Genomic DNA, 18149 nt, shown 5'->3' with positions numbered 1-18149 from the left:
TGGTACGCCGGCCTGCCCTCGCTCCTGGACAGAGCGTGGAGCAGGCCGGCGAGGACCTGACGCGGTGGCGCGGACGCGGCATGCCACCAGGCATGTCGTGCCAGCGCCACCGGTCAGACCGACAGTGGTGTGACTGGTGTCACGGGGTGGTCAGGTCGAACCGCCGCACGGTGACCGCGCCACCGAGCGCCTGCGTCGCGTGGTTGAAGATGGCGAATCGGTAGCCCATGAAGAACTGCCAGTTGTTCGCCAGCGTCAGGGCGTTGCCGAACGAGGTGAAGTTGACCCCGTCGGTGCTGTACGAGAAACGGGCCTGCCGGCCGGAGCCGGGTCTGATGTCGGCGTTGGCACGCAACCAGATCCGGCCACCGGAGACGGCCGTGCTCGCCACCTCGCTGCCGGTGCTGGTGGTGTTCCAGCTGCCGTCCATCGTCAGGCCGTTCTGCATGACCAGCCTCGTGGAGCCGTTGTCCCGGCGGACGCCGATCCAGGCCGACGAGTTGCGCAGCACCGCCAGGCCGGTGCGATCACCGTCGCGCATGGTGGAGTAGTCCAACTCGATGGTCGCTGTCGAGGTGGGCCCCTGGATCCGGTGGGTCAGCGTGTTGCGCGCCTTGTACAGGTCGCCGGTGACGGTGGCGGTCTGCAGGTTCAGCCCGTTGTTGACCGACCACTTGCTGTTGTCCGGGTTGTGGTTCCACTCCCACTGCGGGCCGAGCGTGGTGCCGGCGAACGTGTCGGTGCCGGTGAGCGGCTTGACCGCCCGGGGCGGGGCGGGCAGGTTCGGCTTCGGGTACGAGCTGCCCCACGCGCCGTTGACCGTCTGCAACACGGGCCAACCGTCGCCGGTCCAGGTGATCGGGGCCAGGGCCGGCATCCGACCACCGGGGTACGCGTCGACGAAGGACATGTAGTACCAGTCGCCGTTCTGGGTCTGCACCAGACCGCCCTGGTGCGGAACGCCACCGCCGGAGATCGGGCCGGGCAGGTTGAGCAGGACCTGCCGCTGCTCGTACGGACCGAACGGGCCGTTCGTCGACTTCAGCACGTACTGGCCGTTGGCCGGGCGGGTGAGCCAGATGTAGTAGGCGCCGTTGCGCTTGTAGAAGCGTGCGCCCTCCAGCGTGCCGATACTCGACGGCGTCTGGTAGACCTGCTGGGCACGGACCTGCGACTTCCCGTCGGCGGACAACTGGGCCACGCTGATGGTGCCGTTGCCGTACGCGATGTACGGGGTGTCGTTGTCGTCGAACAGCAGGCCGGCGTCGTAGTAGCAGTTGGGGATGGTGGCGTGCTTGCTCCAGGTGCTGTCGACGGCGGACGCGGTGTAGATGTGGGTCTGCGCGAAGTCGATGCAGCCGGCCCAGTAGTACTGCCTGTTGCTCGGCCGGTAGTTGAGCGTCGACGCCCAGATCCCGTCGACGTACGCGTTGCCGCCGCTCATGTCGTACTTGGAGCCGAAGTCGAGCCGGGGCACGGCGTGACCTGCGAACTCCCAGTTCACCAGGTCGTACGAGCGCAGGACGGGCGCGCCGGGCGAGTAGTGCATGGTGGACGACGTCAGGTAGTAGGCGTTGTCCACCCGGATGATGTCGACGTCGGCGAAGTCCTGCCAGATGGCCGGGTTCGAGAACGTGCCGTTCGACGGGGGCGGCGTGGTGGGGTCGGTTCCACCGCCGACGCGGACGAACTGCCACTGCTGGTTGGCGCCGTTCCAGTCGTCGTACTGCACGATGTTGCCGCCGTCGGCGATCGAGGCGCTCTGCACCTCCATCACCTTGTTGCTGTTCCGATTGATCAACCGGACGTAGCCGCCGTCGGAGTCGGCCAACCGGAACTGCTGGTTGGTGCTGTTGTTGTCGGTCCACTGCACGATGCTGGCGCCGTTGGCGGTCGAGAAGCCCGAGACGTCCAGCACCTTGTTGGACAGCCGCGACTTCACCCGGTAGTAGCCACCACCGGAGTCGACGAACTGCCACTGCTGCTGGTTGCCGTTGTTGCGGGTCCACTGCGTGATCCGCGCGCCGTCGTTGGTCGCCAGGTTGTACACGTCTAGGGCCTTGCCGCTGTTGCGGTTCACCAACACGTACCAGGCACTGGTGTCGACCGTCGCCGCTGACGCGGGCGCCGAGGCGACGGCTGCGGCCGCGCCACCGACCACCAGTGTCATCGCGGCGACAGCAAGTCTTGACAGCCACCCGCGCCGACGTGGCGCGCTCCGGGGAACCCGACCGATGGAAAGCATGATCCTCCTCTGCTGACGTCAACCGAGCGATCTGGGTCGGCGTCCGCGGCACCGGGCGGGGCACCGAGCTGACCGACGTCCGGCCATGTGATCGCTAACACCGCCAGCCCGACCGTTGCGGCGATGAGCTGCCGCAACCGAGGGAGGTGGAACGCGTGCGTGGCCGGACAGTCAAAGACATCGACCATCTTGGCTATAGACTGTGAGCGATAACATGCTGTTAGTCAAGCCGTAACACGGCCGCCTCGCGTCACGCCGGGACCACACGCGAACGGGTGGTCCACCCAGCCGCAGGCCGGGATGGACCACCCGTGTCGAGGGCGATCAGAGCGCGCGAATCAGAAGCCGCGGGCCAGCCGGTAGTAGGCCTGGTTCCAGCGCAGCTCGTCGGCGAAGCGGCGGGGCTCCGTGGCGGCGTCGATGACGACGAGCTCGGTGCGGCTCATCTCCGCCAGGTCGTGCAGCTCCTCCACGCCCACCGCCTGCGACAGCACGGTGTGGTGCGGGGCGCCCGCGGTGATCCACGCCTCGGCCGAGACCGGCAGGTCGGGGCGCGGACGCCAGACGGCACGGGCGACCGGCAACCGGCGCAGCGGCTGCGGCGGGGACACCACGTCGATCTCGTTGGCCACGAGTCGGAAGCGCTCCCCCATGTCGGCCAGCCCGAGCACCACGGCCGGACCGGGTGCGGCGTCGAACACCAGCCGGACCGGGTCCTCCCGGCCACCGATGCTCAGCGGGTGGATCTCCACGTTGGGCACGTCGGAGGCGATGGTCGGGCAGACCTCCAGCATGTGGGCGCCGAGCACCAACTCGTTGCCCGGGGTGAGGTCGTAGGTGTAGTCCTCCATGAACGACGTGCCGCCGCTCACGCCCACCGACATCGCCTTGAGGGTGCGGACCAGGACCGAGGTCTTCCAGTCGCCCTCACCGCCGAAGCCGTAGCCGTCCGCCATCAGCCGCTGCACGGCGATGCCCGGCAACTGACGCAGCCCTCCGAGGTCCTCGAAGTTCGTCGTGAAGGCCCGGAACCCGCCCGCGTCCAGGAAGGCGCGCATGCCCAACTCCACGCGCGCGGCGTAGCGCAGCGAGTCGTGCTGCCCGCCGCCGGGCAGCAGCTCGCCGACAATGCGGTAGGTGTCCTCGTACTCCTTGACCAGGTCGTCCACCTGCGCGTCGGTGACCTCGCCGACCACCTCGACCAGGTCGTTGACGCCGTAGGTGTTGACCGAGACCCCGAACCGCAGCTCGGCCTCGACCTTGTCGCCCTCGGTCACCGCGACGTCGCGCATGTTGTCACCGAAGCGGGCCAGGCGCAGCGACCGCATCGCCGACCAGCCCAGCGCGGCGCGGGCCCAAGCCCCGATCCGAGTGGTCACCCGCGGGTCGCTGACGTGCCCGGCCACCGTCTTGCGGGCCACACCGAGACGCGTCTGGATGTACCCGAACTCACGGTCGCCGTGGGCGGCCTGGTTCAGGTTCATGAAGTCCATGTCGATGTCGTTCCACGGCAGCAGAACGTTGGCCTGGGTGTGCAGGTGCAGCAGCGGCGTCTGCAACGCGTCCAGACCGGAGATCCACATCTTGGCCGGCGAGAACGTGTGCATCCAGGCGATGACCCCGACGGCACCCTGGGCGGCGGCGTCCCGGCAGACCTGCAGGATCTCACCACTGTTGGTCAGGACGGGCTTCCAGACCACGCGGGCGGGAATCTGCGGTGAGTCGTCGAGCGCGGCCGCGATCTGGCGGGACTGCTCGGCCACCTGGCGGAGCGTCTCCTCGCCGTACATGCCTTGGCTGCCGGTGAGGAACCAGATCTCGGGTTCGGTGTGTGGTGCCATGGAGTTGCCTTCCGCGAGAGGGGCGGTCACTTGTAACGGATTCCGATGAGGCGCTGCAGGAGGATGAACGCGAAGAGCAGGCCGCCAATCACGATCTTGGTCCACCAGGAGTTGAGGCTCCCATCGAAGGTGATGAGGGTCTGGATCACGCCGAGGACGAGCACGCCGAGCACCGTCCCGAAGACGTAACCCGCGCCACCGGTGAGGACCGTGCCACCGATGACGACGGCGGCGATGACGTCCAGCTCCATCCCCACGGCGATCAGCGGCGCGCCGGAGAGGGTGTAGAAGGACAGCAGGATGCCGCCGATCGCCGAGCACAGACCACTGATCGTGTAGACGGCGATCCGGGTCCGCCCCACCGGCAGGCCCATCAGCAACGCCGACTGCGGGTTGCCGCCGATGGCGTACACGTTGCGTCCCAGCCGGGTGTAGGCCAGCACGTACGCGGCGATGACGACCACCACGAAGGCGATCAGCACGCTGATCGACACGAAGTTGCCGCGGGGGTTGCCGATCCGCTCCTGCGACATCGCCGTCCAGAAGCCGTCGGTGATCGGAATCGACGCGCCGGAGATGAACGTGCACATGCCCCGGGCGAAGAACATCCCGGCGAGCGTGACGATGAACGGCTGGATCTCGAAGAAGTGGATGACGCAGCCCATCAGCAGGCCGAGCGTCGGGCCGATGAGCAGGGCGATGACGAGCACCAGCGCCGCCGGCATGCCGTCCTTCAGCAGCGCGGCCGACACCATCGCCGTCATGGCGACGACCGAACCGACCGACAGGTCGATGCCACCGGTGAGGATCACGAAGGTCATGCCCACCGCGACGACGAGCAGGAAGCCGTTGTCGATGAAGACGTTGAAGATGACCTGGACGTTGGAGAACGCCGTGTACTGCGAGACGCCGATGCCGTACATCACCAGCAGCAGGGCGAGCGTCGCCAGGACCGGTATCTGCTTCCTCGGCAGCCGGAACCGGGTACGACCGGCGGTAAGCGCTCCAGTGGTCATGCCGGCACCTGCTCCTTCGGCTTGTCGGCGACGGGGGCGGGCGGCGGAACGTTGCGCCTACGGCGGCTGAACCGGGCCCGGAAGGCCGGTGCCTGGATGAGGCAGACGGCGATGACGACTACCGCTTTGAACAGCAGCGACGTCTGCGGTGAGATGTCCATGGCGTACACCGTGGTGGTCAGGGTCTGGATGATCAGCGCGCCGATGATCGTGCCGCTGAGGAAGAACCGACCGCCCGCGAGGGAGGTACCACCGATCACGACCGCGAGGATCGCGTCCAGCTCGACCCAGAGGCCGGCGGCGTTGCCGTCGGCACTGGAGACGTTGGCCGTCATCATGAAACCGGCGACCGCGGCGCACGCGGCGCTGATCACGTAGGCCAGGAAGATGACCCGGCCGGACCGGATGCCGGCGAGCCGGCTGGCCACCGAGTTGCCGCCCACCGACTCGATGATCATGCCGAGCGCCGTGCGACGGGTGAACGCGGCGACGAGCAGGGCCGCGGCGAGCGCGATGAAGATGGCCAGCGGCAGGGTCAACGCGTGGCCCAGGCCGATCGCCCGGTACGGCTCGGAGTTGATGGTGATGATCTGACCCTCGGTGATCAGCTGGGCCAGACCTCGGCCGGCGACCATCAGGATCAGGGTGGCGATGATCGGTTGGATGCCGATCACGGCCACCAGCACCCCGTTCCAGGCGCCGAGCACGAGCGAGACCCCCATCGCCATCGCGAGGGCGGTCACCACCACGCCAAGGCTGCTCTGGTCGGGCTGCTTGCTGATGTACATGCAGGCGATCGCGCCGCTGATCGCGCAGAGCGAGCCGACCGACAGGTCGATGCCGCCGGTCGAGATGACCAGGGTCATGCCCAGCGCGACGAGGATCAACGGTGCGCTCAGCCGCAGGATGTCGATCGGCGTGCCGTACAGGTGCCCGTCCTTGAGCTCGATGGACAGGAACCCGGGCCGGTAGATCGTGTTCGCCGCGAGCATGACGAACAGCACGGCGGCGGGCCAGAACAGCCGGTGTCCGGTCATCGTCCGATAGCGGCTCAGGGTGTCGTTCATCGGTCTGCCTCCTCCCGGTGGGATCCGCTGGCGATTGTCTGCATGACGCGGTCGGCGTCGAGGCTTTCGTCGTTGGCGAGCTGCGCGACCATCTGCCGATCCCGCATCACGGCAACCTTGTGGCTGAGGCGCAGCACCTCCTCCAACTCGGCGGAGATGAACAGCACCGCCATGCCCCCGTCGGACAGCTGCGTCACGAGCTTCTGGATCTCGGTCTTCGCACCGATGTCGATGCCCCGGGTCGGCTCGTCGAGGATCAGCAGACGTGGCTCGGTGATCAGCCACCGGGCCAGGAGCACCTTCTGCTGGTTGCCGCCGGAGAGGTTACGGACCGGAATCTCCGGGTCGGCGGGCCGGATGTTGAGGGCTTTGACGTACTTGTCGACCAGCTCGTCCTGGCGGCGACGCGGAACGGGCCGCAGCCAGCCGCGGGCCGCCTGCATGGCGAGGATCATGTTCTCGCGGACCGACAGGTCGGCAACGATGCCCTCGGCACGGCGGTTCTCCGAACAGAAGCCCACGCCGTGGTCGATGGCCTGCGCGGGGGTGCGCAGGCTGCCCGAAGCGCCGTCGATCGCGACCTGACCGCCGTCGGCCCGGTCGGCCCCGAACAACAACCGCGCCACCTCGGTACGCCCCGAGCCCAGCAGGCCGGCCAGGCCCACCACCTCGCCGGCGTGGATGGTGAGGCTGAACGGCTCGACCGCACCCGCCCGACCGAAGTTCGACACCGCCACCAGCGGGGTGCCCTCCTCCAGGGTGGCCAGGTCCCGCCGGGAGTGCTCCTCGATGCCCTCCAGGACGTCGAGCTCCTTGCCGATCATCTTCTCGACCAGGGAGAGCTGGGGAAGCTCGGTGGTGAGGTACTCGCCGACCAGCCCGCCGTTGCGCAGCACGGTGATCCGGTCGGCGATCTCGTAGACCTGGTCGAGGAAGTGGGTCACGAACAGGATGGCGATGCCCTCGTCGCGCAGCTGCCGCATGATCCGGAACAGCTGCGCCACCTCGTCGGCGTCGAGGCTGGACGTCGGCTCGTCCAGGATCAGCACCCGGGCTTTGATGTCGATCGCGCGGGCGATGGCGACCATCTGCTGGATCGCCAGCGAGTACGAGCCGAGTGGCGCGCTGACGTCGAGGTCGAGGTCGAGGCGGGTCAGCAGGGCTCGGGCGCGGCGGCGAACCTCGCCCCAGCGGACGGCGCCGAGGAGCCGAGGCTCACGGCCGATGAAGATGTTCTCCGCCACCGAGAGGTTGGTGCAGAGGTTGACTTCCTGGTAGACGGTGCTCACACCGGCGGCGGTCGCCTGCATCGGCCCGGTGAACGACACGGGCTCGTCGTGGAGGGTGATCGCGCCCTCGTCGGTGTCGTAGACACCGGTGAGCACCTTGATGAGGGTCGACTTGCCGGCGCCGTTCTCGCCCATCAGGGCGTGCACCTCGCCGGGGAAGAGCCGGAAGTTGACGTCGTGGAGTGCGCGCACCCCGGGGAAGGACTTGCTGATCCCGGTCATCGTCAGGACCGGACGGCTATCCGTCATCCCATCAGACCTCTTCTGGGTTGTCGACACGGAAGGGCCGCCACGCCCCCGCGACGCCCGCCCGATCGCCCCTGGGGGGTCGCTCGGGCGGGCGTGCTACGAGGGTCGTCGCGGGCCAAGCCCGGTCCGTTTCGGGTAGGGAAGCGACGCGGCGGGGCCGCCACGCGAGCGCGGCGACCCCGTCGTCGATCAGTACTTACGGTTGGGCAGAGCTTCCTTCGCCTGCTCAGACGTGAAGGTGGTCTCCTCGGTCTCGATCCGAGCAGGCACCTCCTGGCCCGCGTGGACCTTCTTGGCCAGGTCCATCAGCTGCGGGCCGAGCAGCGGGCTGCACTCCGCGATGAAGTTGAACTTCCCGTCGGCGAGAGCCTGCATCCCGTCCTTGACGGCGTCGATCGTGATGATGGTGATGTCCTTGCCGGGCGTCTTGCCGGCGGCGGTGATCGCCTCGAGAGCGCCCAGGCCCATGTCGTCGTTGTGCGCGAACAACACGTCGATCTTCGGGTTGGCCTTGAGGAACTGCTCCATGACCTGCTTACCGCCGGCCCGGGTGAAGTCGCCCGTCTGGGAGGCGATGACCTTCAGGTTCGGGTTGGCGGCGATCGCCTCGGCGAAGCCCTTCTTGCGGTCGTTCGCCGGTGCCGCGCCGGTGCTGCCCTGCAGCTCGACGATGTTCACCGGACCCGAGGCGGTCTTCTTCTGCTCGACCAGCCACTCACCCGCGAGCTTGCCCTCCTTGACGAAGTCCGAGCCGAGGAAGGTCTTGTACAGCGACTTGTCGGCCGAGTCCACCGAGCGGTCGGTCAGGATGACCGGGATGCCGGCGTCCTTCGCCTCCTTGAGCACGGTGTCCCACCCGGACTCCACCACCGGCGAGAAGGCGATCACGTCGACCTTCTGCTGGATGTAGTTGCGGATCGCCTTGATCTGGTTTTCCTGCTTCTGCTGCGCGTCGTCGAACTTCAACTCGATCCCGGCCGCAGTAGCGGCCTCCTTGATCGAGATGGTGTTCGCGGTACGCCAGCCGCTCTCCGCACCGACCTGGGAGAAGCCCATCGTGATCTTGCCGTCGTCCTTGGCCCCGCCGCCGCCGGTGTCGCTGTTGCCGCAGGCCGCCACGCCGCCGACCAGCAGCACGCTGGCGAGGACCGCGGCAGCGCGCCACGGAGCGGACTGCGTTCGCATCTTTCCCATCGAATCTCCTTGGCTGGATGTGGTGGGTAACCGCGCGAACCGCCGAGGTGCGAAGGAGCGGCGTACGCGGGTGGTGCGTGCTGGTGCGTCGTGGTGCAGACCGACGGGTCCCGGATGTTCGGTGAGGGTCAGGAACCCGCCGGTGCGACTGGTTGTTGGCCGTAGACGTTCTGGTAGCGGTCGTAGAGGGAGTCAATGTCGGCCTGTGCCATCGGGACCGGCTGCCCGAGGGTGTGGGCCAGGTGCGCGGTACGGGCCACGTCCTCGCACATCACCGCTGCCTTGACCGCCGCGCGGGCGTCGCGGCCGATGGTGAACACGCCGTGGTTGCGCATCAGCACCGCGGGCGAGCGGTGCCCGGCGAGCGTGGCGACGATGCCCTTGCCGATGTCGTCGCCGCCGATCAGCGCGAACGGGCCGATCGGGATCTCCCCGCCGAACTCGTCGGCCTGAGCGGTGAGGTGGCAGGGGATCGGCTCCCCACACGCTGCCCAGGCGGTCGCGTACGAGCTGTGCGTGTGTACGACACCACCAACCTCGGGCATGGCCCGATAGACGTAGGCGTGGGCGGCGGTGTCGCTGGACGGGGCGAAGTCGCCCTCGACGAGAACGCCGTCGAGGTCGCACACCACCATCGTGGCCGCGGTGAGGTCGTCGTAGCTCACCCCACTCGGCTTGATCACCATCAGATCCTGGCCGGGAACCCGCGCGGAGACGTTGCCGGACGTCCAGGCGACCAGGTTGTACCGGGTCAGCTCGGCGTGCAGGCGGGCGACCGTCTCACGCAGCTCGCCGATCTGTCGGTTCACCTCGGCGTTCACGCCACCACCTCCAGCGGGGCCTCGTGGGTGGTCGCGGCGGTCTCGACCGCCGCGTTGCGGATCGCCCGCAGGCGGAGCATGACGTCGTTGCCGCCGCGACCGAAGTGGTCGTGCAGCGCCCGGTACTCGGCGTAGAGGGCGTCGTAGGCGCGTGCCCGCTCGGGGTCCGGACGGTAGACGGCCTCGTGCACCCGACCCATCGCCCGCGACGCCTCGTGGATCGAGGGGAACTCGCCGGCGGCGACGGCGGCGTGGATCGCCGAGCCCAGCGCCGGCCCCTGCGCCGAGGCGATGATGTTCAGCGGTCGCTTGGTCACGTCGGCGTAGATCTGCATCAGCAGCGCGTTGTTGGTCAGACCACCGGCGATCACCAGGTCGTTCACCGGGACTCCGGCGTCGACGAACGCCTCGATGATCATCCGGGTGCCGTACGCGGTGGACTCCAGCAGGGCCCGGTAGATGTCCGCCGGCCGGGTGGCCAGGGTCATGCCGACGATCATCCCGCTGAGGTCGTGGTTGACCAGCAGGGAACGGTTGCCGTTCCACCAGTCCAGGGCGATCAGGCCGTGCGCGCCGACGGGCTGGCTCGCGGCCAGCTCGGTGAGGCGCTCGTGCGAGTCGACGCCAGCCGGGGCGGCGTGCTCGACGAACCAGCCGAAGATGTCGCCGACGCCGCTCTGCCCGGCCTCGTAACCCCAGGCGCCGGGGCTGATGCCGCCGTCCACGACACCGCACATGCCGGCGACCTCGGCGACCTCCGCGCCGTTGACCACGTGGCAGGTCGAGGTGCCCATGATGGCGACCAGCCGACCGGGCTCCACCGCCTGTGCGGACGCCGCGGTGACGTGCGCGTCGACGTTGCCGACCGCCACCGCGATCCCCTCCGGCAGGCCGGTCCATGCGGCGGCCTGGGCGGTGAGCGCGCCGGCTCGGGCACCGAGGGGCAGCAACGGGCCGTCCAGTTTGGCCACGAAGTCGCCGAAGTTGGGGTTGAGCGCGGTCAGGAAGTCCTCGGAGGGGTAGTGACCGTCCTGCAGGATGCCCTTGTATCCGGCCGTGCAGACGTTACGGGTCTCGGTGCCGCAGAGCTGCCAGACGATCCAGTCGGCAGCCTCGATGAAGCGCTCGGCCCGGTCGTAGACCTCCGGGTCCTCCTCCAGCAACTGCAGGCCCTTGGCGTACTGCCACTCGGCGGAGATCTTGCCGCCGTACCGGCCGATCCACGGCTCGGCCCGCTCGTGGGCCAGCGCGTTGATCCGGTCGGCGTGCGGCTGCGCGGCGTGGTGCTTCCACAGCTTGACCCAGGCGTGCGGCCGATCGCGCAGCTCGGGCGTCTCGCACAGCGGAGTGCCGTCGGCGAGCGTCGGCAGCACGGTGCAGGCGGTGAAGTCGATGCCGATGCCGACCACCGCCGCCGGGTCCACCCCTGCGGCGGACACCGCCGCCGGGACGGCGTACCGCAGCACGTCGCGGTAGTCCTGCGGGTTCTGCAGGGCCCAGTCCGGAGGGAGCGTTCGCCCTCCTGGCAGCGCCGTGCTGATCACGCCATCGCCGTACTCGTGCACCGCGGTCCCCAACTCGGCACCATCGCCGACACGGACCACCAGAGCTCGCCCGGACAGGGTGCCGTAATCGACACCGACGACGTAGCGGTCGTCAGCTCCGTCCACACGGTTCATGTTCACCTCCACCGTTAACGGGGATAGTGTTAACGCTCACATCCAGCCTCGTCAAGACATCTACCCGCAACAGCTCCGTAACGGAACGCGGAAGGCGCACCGACTCGGGAGGGTTGATAGCGGACCGGCGCAAAGCGCTCTATTTCCGCCTCAACTGCCCCAGCCAGGCGAGGAAGGGGGCCTACGCGCGGAACGGATGCCGTCCGGAGCGCCGCCTACCGGCGGGGCGACAGGTCCAGCGCGCCGGACACTGCGGGACGACCGTCCGATAGCGACCACCTCTCTCGCGCCGACGATGGCAGCGATAACATCGCTGGGCCGTCGCGCTCGCGTGCTCAGATCCGTGCCACGGCCATTGGTGACCATGCAGGCTCATGGGTGAGCGCTCCGCAGCGGCGGCCCGCACAGCGCGCAACCGGTTGGCGCGGCGGTGTTATCGATAACAATCGACGTCTTGCCGTGCCGCCACCGCCCGGAGCGACCCGCGCGGCGGACAGCACCGGAGACAAGGTCGACTGGTGTCTCCCGAGGGTCGTGGAGCCGGCCCGCGGGCCGCGCGACGCCACGAGCCGGCGGCCCGACCCCCAGTGGGGGCCGAGCCGCCGGCTCTCTGCTGCGATGGCGGGATCAGGCCGTCCGGTTGCGGTTGTAGAGGGCCTTGGCCCAGAGGAAGCAGACCACGCTGATGACGACGCACCAGACGACGGCGATGGTCCCGTTGTTGCCGATGCCGGTGCCCAGCAGCAGGCCGCGAAGGGTCTCCATCACGGGCGTGAAGGGCTGGTAGTCCGCGAACAGCCGCACGGCTGCCGGCATCGAGTCGGTGGGGACGAACCCGCTGCCGAGGAACGGCAGAAGGATCAGCGGCATGGGCAGGTTGCTGGCCGTCTCGACGCTGTCACTGACCAGACCGAGGGCGACGGACAGCCAGGTGAGCGCAAAAGTGATCATGGCGAGGACGCCGACCGCGGCGAGCCACTCGACCGGGTTGGCCGTGGGCCGGAACCCGACCAACAGCGCCACACCGGTGACGGCCGCGAGGCTGAGCATGGTCTGGATCAGGCTGCCCAGCACGTGACCCGTCAGGACCGACGGTCGGAAGATCGACATCGTGCGGAACCGGGCGATGATCCCCTCGGTCATGTCCATCGCGACCGAGATGGCGGTGCCCTGCGCGGCGCTGACCACCGTGATGAGCAGGATGCCGGGGGTGACGTAGTTGGCGTACTGCGAGCGGTCGCCGGACGGGCCGAGGCCAGCGCCGAGCGTGCCGCCGAAGACGTAGACGAAGAGCAGCAAGATGATGATCGGGATGCCGATGAGCAGGAACGTCATCGACGGATACCGCCGCATGTGCAGCAGATTGCGCCGCAGCATGGTGTTCGAGTCGCGGACGGCGAGGGAGAGGGTGCTCATCGCGCGGGAGCCCTTTCGTGGTCGGGTCGGCTGGCCGGGGCCTCGGGCTGACCGGTGAGGGTGAGGAAGACGTCGTCGAGGTCGGGGGTGTGCACGGAGAGCCCCGCCACGCTGATCGAGGCGCGGTCGAGCTGGTCCAGCAGGGATCGCAGCGATTTGACCCCGCCGTCACTCGGCACCTGCAGGGTGAGCGCGGCGTCGTCCCGGGTGGCGGCCCGGAACGTCCGGGCCGCCGAGTCGAGCCCCTCCTGGTCGGCGAACTGCAACACCACGTGGCCACCCGGGATGAGCCGCTTGAGTTCGCGCGGCGTGCCCTCGGCGATCAGCCGGCCATGGTCGAGGAACGCCACCCGGTCGGCGAGCTGGTCGGCCTCCTCCAGGTACTGCGTGGTGAGCAGGATGGTGACGCCCTCGGCGGCGAGCGCCCGAATGATGTGCCACATGGCCCGCCGGCTGCGCGGGTCGAGGCCGGTGGTCGGCTCGTCGAGGAAGATGACGCGGGGCTGGCCGACCAGGGTCATCGCGAGGTCGAGCCGCCGACGCATGCCACCGGAGTACGTCGACACCGGCTTGCCCGCCGCCTCGGTCAGGTCGAACTGGTCGAGCAGGTCGGCGATCCGACGCCGACCGGCGGCCCGGTCCAGGTGGCACAGATCGGCCATCAGGGTCAGGTTCTCCCGAGCGGTGAGCAGGTTGTCGACGGCGGAGAACTGGCCGGTGACGCCGATCAGCGCGCGTACCGCGTCGGGCTCGTGGGTCAGATCGTGGCCGATGATGCGCGCAGTGCCGGCGTCGGCCTTGATCAGGGTGGAGAGGATCTGCACGGTGGTGGTCTTGCCGGCGCCGTTGGGACCGAGCAACGCGAAGATCGAGCCCTCGGTGATCATCAGGTCGATGCCGTCCAACACGACCTTGTCGCCGTAGGACTTGCGTAGGTCGGTAGCGACGATCGCGGGGTTCAGGGAGCTGGTCATGGTCTCCTCATTCGTGCTCGACGGGGTGGGAGGTCAGGCGCGGCGGATCATGATGTCGCCGTACGAGGTGTCAGCCCGGACCTCGACCGTCTCGTCGGTCTGCGCCGGGCTGTCGGTCGACTCCAGCGCGTTGTGCACGCGGCCATGCTTGGAACTGACGTCGAGCCACGCGGCGGTCCCGCGACGGATGCCGACCTCGATCGCGCCGTAGGAGGTCTGCACGTCGATCGCGCCACGGGCGACCTCACCCAGCCGAAGGTTGCCGTAGGCGGTGCGCGCCGTCACCGAGGCCAGCGACGCGTCCACGGTGATGTCGCCGTAGGCCGTGTTGATCCGGACGTCGCCACCGCTGCGACCGATCCAGCAGTCGCCGGACGAATTCTTGATCTCGGCGGTGCCATCGACCGCGCCGATGCGCACCTTGCCGGAGGAGGCCTTCACCCGGGCGGAACCCACGACCCTCTCCACGGCGACATCGCCGTGGCTGCTGTCGATCTCCAATGGCCCGGTCTCGTCGAGCCGGATGCCACTCCCGGTCTTGATCCGACACTCGCCGAGCCGACCCTCGCAGCGGAACGCCGCCCACGACGCCTCGGCGTGCACTCGCGAACCGGCCGGCAGCTCGATCAGGACGTCGACCGACGGCCCCGGGCCGAACCCGTAGCGGCGCCAACTCTTCGGCACCCTGATCACCAGTTTCCCGGCGGCGTACTCCACGGTGGTCTGGTCGGCGGCGCTCACGTCGGCCTTGCTCGACGGGTCGCGGGGCCGAACGGTCACCACCGTGTCGGTGCGGTCGCTCGCGGCGATCCAGGCATCGCCGACCGGCAGTTCGATCTGCGCGGAAATCGGCTCTGGCGTCTCGAAAACAGGCATGGTGGTCTCCCGAAAGGTGGTCGGCGAAGGTCGCCGCAGGTCAGCGGCGCGGCGGAAGGGGTACGGGAAGTTAGCGGGCCCAGCCGGTGAAGCGCTGGCCGGAGGTCGGCTCCACCCGGCGCGGTGGACGGCGTCCCGGGTCGCCCGCCCCGATGGCACCGGCGACGGCGCGCACCAGCCAGGCGTTGACCGAGAGCCCGGCACGGCCGGCGGCGTCCTCGACGCTGGCCTTCAGGTGGTCAGGGAGCCGGAGGTTGATCCGCGAGGTGCCGCCCTCGTCACCGTCGGGCGCGGACACCGGCACCGACAGCGGTGGCGGGCCGCTGGCCTCGCTCGCCACCTCGACCGGCGGGCTGGCCGGCGTCACCACGAAGTCGGGCTCGCGCCCGCGCAGCCGAACGTGCACCGAACCCGGCGCCAGGTCACGGGTGATCTCGTCGGCCGCGTCGGAGAGCGCTTCGAGCAGCGTGAGACGGGTGGCCGCCTCCAACTGCGCGAAGAGCCGTTCGGCAAGCGCCCGGGCCTCCGGGTCCACACCCTCCGCGGCCACGGCGAACTCGTCTCGCAGGTTCTCGACGTACGACCTCAGCTCCATGGCACCATCATGGCATCATTTTGGCTCAGGATGCAACAGTGATGGCTCACGTAGGTGCCGTCGCCTGGCTCCGCTGGCGGGTAGCCGGGCTCTCAGAGATCGCCGAAAGCCCTCCGGACCAGGAGATTCGCGTCCTCCTGAGCCAGGCCGGAAGCGAGCAGGAGGTCACTGACGGTCGTCCGGACCTGCGCCACGACCACCGCGCCGGAGAAGCCGACGCCGTCGCGATAGGCGTGCCCGGCGTGCCCGACCGCCCGCAGCGCCTGCTCCCGCGCCCGATCCGGCTCAGCACCGGCGGCGAACTGCCGCTTGAACAGACGGACGGCCTCCGCGAGATCGGCGACCGACCTCGGCAGCGACTCGGGCACCGGCTCGCCGTCCTCGATGAGCGTCACCGACCGCCGGATCAACGTCCCGCTGTTGCGCATCGCCCGGTCGATCGGCTCCGCCGCCTGCGCGTAGCGGCCCACCGGCCCGCGCCGGTGGTGCCAGTACACCGGCGACAGCATGCTCGCCTCCCGCGCGCCCTGGGTCGCCTCGACGAACGCGTTCAACCGGCCCGCGCTCTGGCGGAGCTCACCCCGGGCGGTACGGGCCCGAGCGGCGTCACGCTCGGTCAACGCCTCGGCGGTGGCCTCAAGCTGGCTCACCAGCAGATCCAACGCCGGCCGGGCGGCCCGGTTGAGCACCCGCAGCGGGTTCAGCGGCAGCAGCACGGCGCTGACCAGCAGCGCCACCCCTCCCCCGATGAGCGCGTCCACGAACCGGGGGATCTCCAGATCCCGGACGGCCGGGCTGAGCGTGGCGATGAGCACCGCCGTCGCTCCGGCCTGGATCACCACCGCCGCGCTGCCCGCGAGGAACAGCGCGACGACGATCGCCAGCACGACGATCAGGGCGAGCTGCCACCACCCGGTGCCGATGACCAGGAGCAGCAGGTCGCCGATCAGCACCCCGACGGTGACACCGATGATCAGCTCGACGGTGCGACGCAACCGCTGGCCGACCGACGCGGCGAGCGTCGAGACGGCGGAGATCGGCGCGAAGACCGGCTGCGGCACATGCAGCACCGAGTGCGCCACGAACCAGGACAGCGCCGCGGCCAGGCCGGCCTGCAGGGCCAGGCCACCGATGGCCCGCACCCGACGGAGCCGGTCGCGCAGCGTGGCCAGCACGCGGTCCGAGAGCCGGACGACGGTCGACGGGCCCGCGTCCGCTCCGCGCCGACCGGCAGCGACCATGGCGACGCCTACCCTGCCAAGACCGGCTCAATCCTCGCCAAGAGGCGTCGGCGCCCTCAGCGTGCGGCGAGCGTCTTCTCGGCGTAAGCCCAGAGCCGGTCAGCGGCGGCCGGGTCCAGGGCGTAGGCGGCGACCCCGCCGGTGGCGTCGGGGCCACCGGCGACGATTTCGGCCTCCTGGTTGTCGTCGAAGTACCGGCCGCCGACCCCGTCGAGCAGAGGCGAGCCGGCGAGCAGCACCGTCGTCGACGCGCCCTGGGCGGGCGTCTTGTAGTAATCCGCCTCGACGAGGTTGCCCGCTTCGTCCATCGCGCCCGCCGCACGCATCGTGTCGTCGCCGATGTGGCGCTGGAGGTTGGTGAAGATGTACCCGGGGTTGAGGGCGTTCGCGGTGATCCCGTCAGCCGCCCACTGGCGGGTGATGCCGACAGCGAGCAGCACGTCAGCGGTCTTCGACTGGCCGTAGGCCGACCACGGGTCGTACGGGCGCCGCTCGAACTGCGGGTCGTCGAAGTCGAACGGCGCGGCCAGGTGCGCCCCGGAGCTCACCAGCACGACCCGGGCCGCCGTGGCGGTGCGCAGGTTGTCGTGCAGCCCCCGGGCCAGCGCGAAGTGACCGAGGTGGTTCGTGGCGAGCTGGAGTTCCCAGCCCACGGCCGTCAGCTGGCGGGTCGGGATCGCCATGATTCCGGCGTTGGCGACCAGCACGTCGAGCGGGCCCTGCCAGGCTGCGACGAAGTCGTCGACCGACGCCAGGTCGGCGAGGTCGAGGGCGGCCGAACGGACCGTGCCCGGGGTGGCGTCGGTGACGAACTCCTCGGCGAGCCGGTCGGCCGCTCGGGGGTTCCGGGTCGCGACGGTGACGTCGGCGCCGGCCCCGGCCAGCGCGCGCACCGTCTCCACACCGATGCCGGAGGCACCCCCGGTGACGATCATGCGGCGCCCGGTGAGGTCGACACCGTCGAGGATCTCGGCGGCGGTGGTGCGGGCGTTGAACGGGGTGGTGAGGCGTGAGTTCACTGCCTCCCGCCGGTCATCCACGTGCCCGCCGACACCCCGGAGGTCGATGCCGTCCAGTGGGCCCTCGGCGAGATCGACGCGGAACTGCGATCGACGCGGCTCGGCTCCCACCTCGTCGCCGAGCATCTGGCGCTGGTCCTGCTGATCCGGGTGCTGCGGCTGCACCTGGCCCGCGACGACCAGCCCACCTCGGGGTGGCTGGCCGGCCTGACCGACCCGGTCGTAGCTCCGGCGCTACGCGCGATGCACGCGCGACCCGCACACCCGTGGACGGTGGACGAGGTGGCCCGGGCAGCCACCGTCTCCCGGTCGACACTGGCCGCCCGCTTCAAGAAGGTCGTCGGGGTGGGCCCACTGGAGTACCTGACCGGGTGGCGGATCGAGCTCGCGGCGGATCGCATCCGGCGAGGCTCCGACACTGTCGCCACCATCGCCCAATCTGTCGGTTACGGCTCGGAGAGCGCGCTGAGCGTGGCCTTCAAGCGCACCACGGGCCTCTCGCCGCGCGCCTACCGCGCCGAGATGGCGAAGGCCGGCCGCCGGGATTGAGGGCGTCCGGATCGGGTAGACCCGGCTCCGCTGTCACAGCGGTCGCCAGCGCCGACGCATGACGTCGGGGATCGGTCG

General features: G+C 69.6%; 14 protein-coding genes and 1 pseudogene. 1 reads left to right on the top strand and 14 read right to left on the bottom strand.

The features are described 5' to 3' along the window. Positions 1 to 139 precede the first annotated feature (139 nt). The 14 genes from V6U86_RS16365 to V6U86_RS16300 all read right to left on the bottom strand — a co-directional run bounded on the left by V6U86_RS16365 (position 140) and on the right by V6U86_RS16300 (position 17543). Positions 140 to 2245 (bottom strand): family 43 glycosylhydrolase, encoded by a 2106-nt coding sequence (locus V6U86_RS16365; protein ID WP_334504033.1) that lies wholly within the window; start codon positions 2243 to 2245, stop codon positions 140 to 142. Positions 2246 to 2583: 338 nt separating this feature from the next. Continuing rightward, the gene (gene araA / locus V6U86_RS16360; RefSeq protein ID WP_334504031.1) at positions 2584 to 4086 is read right to left on the bottom strand and encodes an L-arabinose isomerase; all 1503 of its coding nucleotides are present in this window, start codon (positions 4084 to 4086) and stop codon (positions 2584 to 2586) included. A gap of 26 nt (positions 4087 to 4112) precedes the next feature. Beyond that, positions 4113 to 5102 carry a galactofuranose ABC transporter, permease protein YjfF gene (gene yjfF, locus V6U86_RS16355; RefSeq protein WP_334504029.1) on the bottom strand — a complete coding sequence of 330 codons (990 nt, stop codon included), beginning with the start codon at positions 5100 to 5102 and terminating at the stop codon, positions 4113 to 4115. After that, positions 5099 to 6169 carry an ABC transporter permease gene (locus tag V6U86_RS16350; protein ID WP_334504027.1) on the bottom strand — a complete coding sequence of 357 codons (1071 nt, stop codon included), beginning with the start codon at positions 6167 to 6169 and terminating at the stop codon, positions 5099 to 5101. The genes yjfF and V6U86_RS16350 overlap by 4 nt, the downstream gene beginning before the upstream one ends. Beyond that, positions 6166 to 7707: a sugar ABC transporter ATP-binding protein gene (locus V6U86_RS16345; RefSeq protein WP_334504025.1), complete on the bottom strand. Its 1542-nt coding sequence runs from the start codon at positions 7705 to 7707 to the stop codon at positions 6166 to 6168. The genes V6U86_RS16350 and V6U86_RS16345 overlap by 4 nt, the downstream gene beginning before the upstream one ends. A 189-nt stretch (positions 7708 to 7896) precedes the next feature. Further along, positions 7897 to 8901, bottom strand: coding sequence for an ABC transporter substrate-binding protein (locus V6U86_RS16340; protein WP_442934947.1), 1005 nt, complete (start codon positions 8899 to 8901; stop codon positions 7897 to 7899). 128 nt (positions 8902 to 9029) lie between these two features. Beyond that, on the bottom strand, positions 9030 to 9722 hold the full coding sequence (locus V6U86_RS16335) for an L-ribulose-5-phosphate 4-epimerase (RefSeq protein WP_334504023.1): 693 nt from the start codon (positions 9720 to 9722) through the stop codon (positions 9030 to 9032). Then, a complete protein-coding gene (gene araB, locus V6U86_RS16330; RefSeq protein ID WP_334504021.1) occupies positions 9719 to 11401 on the bottom strand; it encodes a ribulokinase in 1683 nt (560 codons plus the stop codon). Before araB ends, V6U86_RS16335 begins: the two co-directional genes overlap by 4 nt. Positions 11402 to 12028: 627 nt before the next feature. Beyond that, entirely contained in the window at positions 12029 to 12817 is a 789-nt protein-coding gene (locus V6U86_RS16325; protein WP_334504018.1) for an ABC transporter permease, read from the bottom strand. Then, positions 12814 to 13791 carry an ATP-binding cassette domain-containing protein gene (locus tag V6U86_RS16320; protein ID WP_334504016.1) on the bottom strand — a complete coding sequence of 326 codons (978 nt, stop codon included), beginning with the start codon at positions 13789 to 13791 and terminating at the stop codon, positions 12814 to 12816. The genes V6U86_RS16325 and V6U86_RS16320 overlap by 4 nt, the downstream gene beginning before the upstream one ends. A gap of 33 nt (positions 13792 to 13824) precedes the next feature. After that, the gene (locus tag V6U86_RS16315; RefSeq protein WP_334504014.1) at positions 13825 to 14667 is read right to left on the bottom strand and encodes a DUF4097 family beta strand repeat-containing protein; all 843 of its coding nucleotides are present in this window, start codon (positions 14665 to 14667) and stop codon (positions 13825 to 13827) included. 70 nt (positions 14668 to 14737) lie between these two features. Beyond that, positions 14738 to 15262 carry a hypothetical protein gene (locus V6U86_RS16310; RefSeq protein ID WP_334504012.1) on the bottom strand — a complete coding sequence of 175 codons (525 nt, stop codon included), beginning with the start codon at positions 15260 to 15262 and terminating at the stop codon, positions 14738 to 14740. A gap of 92 nt (positions 15263 to 15354) precedes the next feature. Then, positions 15355 to 16503 carry an FUSC family protein gene (locus V6U86_RS16305; RefSeq protein WP_334504009.1) on the bottom strand — a complete coding sequence of 383 codons (1149 nt, stop codon included), beginning with the start codon at positions 16501 to 16503 and terminating at the stop codon, positions 15355 to 15357. Between the two features lie 56 nt (positions 16504 to 16559). After that, positions 16560 to 17543, bottom strand: coding sequence for an SDR family NAD(P)-dependent oxidoreductase (locus V6U86_RS16300; protein WP_334504007.1), 984 nt, complete (start codon positions 17541 to 17543; stop codon positions 16560 to 16562). On the opposite strand from V6U86_RS16300, the pseudogene V6U86_RS16295 reads away from it, so the two are divergent. Beyond that, positions 17526 to 18071: pseudogene (locus tag V6U86_RS16295) on the top strand (AraC family transcriptional regulator); the annotation flags it as partial. The gene V6U86_RS16300 and the pseudogene V6U86_RS16295 sit on opposite strands and share 18 nt — an antisense overlap. Positions 18072 to 18149: the final 78 nt, after the last annotated feature.

Origin of the sequence: Micromonospora sp. CPCC 205558 (assembly GCF_036902955.1) — a bacterium.
Classification (GTDB): Bacteria; Actinomycetota; Actinomycetes; order Mycobacteriales; family Micromonosporaceae; genus Micromonospora.
This window is presented reverse-complemented; position numbering and strand designations above follow the sequence as displayed.

Bases quoted from the DNA above. Each gene is read 5' to 3' on its own strand.
- V6U86_RS16340 (WP_442934947.1), bottom strand. From the start codon at position 8,901: ATGGGAAAGATGCGAACGCAGTCCGCTCCGTGGCGCGCTGCCGCGGTC.
- V6U86_RS16310 (WP_334504012.1), bottom strand. From the start codon at position 15,262: ATGGAGCTGAGGTCGTACGTCGAGAACCTGCGAGACGAGTTCGCCGTG.
- yjfF (WP_334504029.1), bottom strand. From the start codon at position 5,102: ATGACCACTGGAGCGCTTACCGCCGGTCGTACCCGGTTCCGGCTGCCG.
- V6U86_RS16350 (WP_334504027.1), bottom strand. From the start codon at position 6,169: ATGAACGACACCCTGAGCCGCTATCGGACGATGACCGGACACCGGCTG.
- araB (WP_334504021.1), bottom strand. From the start codon at position 11,401: ATGAACCGTGTGGACGGAGCTGACGACCGCTACGTCGTCGGTGTCGAT.
- V6U86_RS16305 (WP_334504009.1), bottom strand. From the start codon at position 16,503: ATGGTCGCTGCCGGTCGGCGCGGAGCGGACGCGGGCCCGTCGACCGTC.
- V6U86_RS16365 (WP_334504033.1), bottom strand. From the start codon at position 2,245: ATGCTTTCCATCGGTCGGGTTCCCCGGAGCGCGCCACGTCGGCGCGGG.
- V6U86_RS16345 (WP_334504025.1), bottom strand. From the start codon at position 7,707: ATGACGGATAGCCGTCCGGTCCTGACGATGACCGGGATCAGCAAGTCC.
- V6U86_RS16320 (WP_334504016.1), bottom strand. From the start codon at position 13,791: ATGACCAGCTCCCTGAACCCCGCGATCGTCGCTACCGACCTACGCAAG.
- V6U86_RS16325 (WP_334504018.1), bottom strand. From the start codon at position 12,817: ATGAGCACCCTCTCCCTCGCCGTCCGCGACTCGAACACCATGCTGCGG.
- araA (WP_334504031.1), bottom strand. From the start codon at position 4,086: ATGGCACCACACACCGAACCCGAGATCTGGTTCCTCACCGGCAGCCAA.
- V6U86_RS16315 (WP_334504014.1), bottom strand. From the start codon at position 14,667: ATGCCTGTTTTCGAGACGCCAGAGCCGATTTCCGCGCAGATCGAACTG.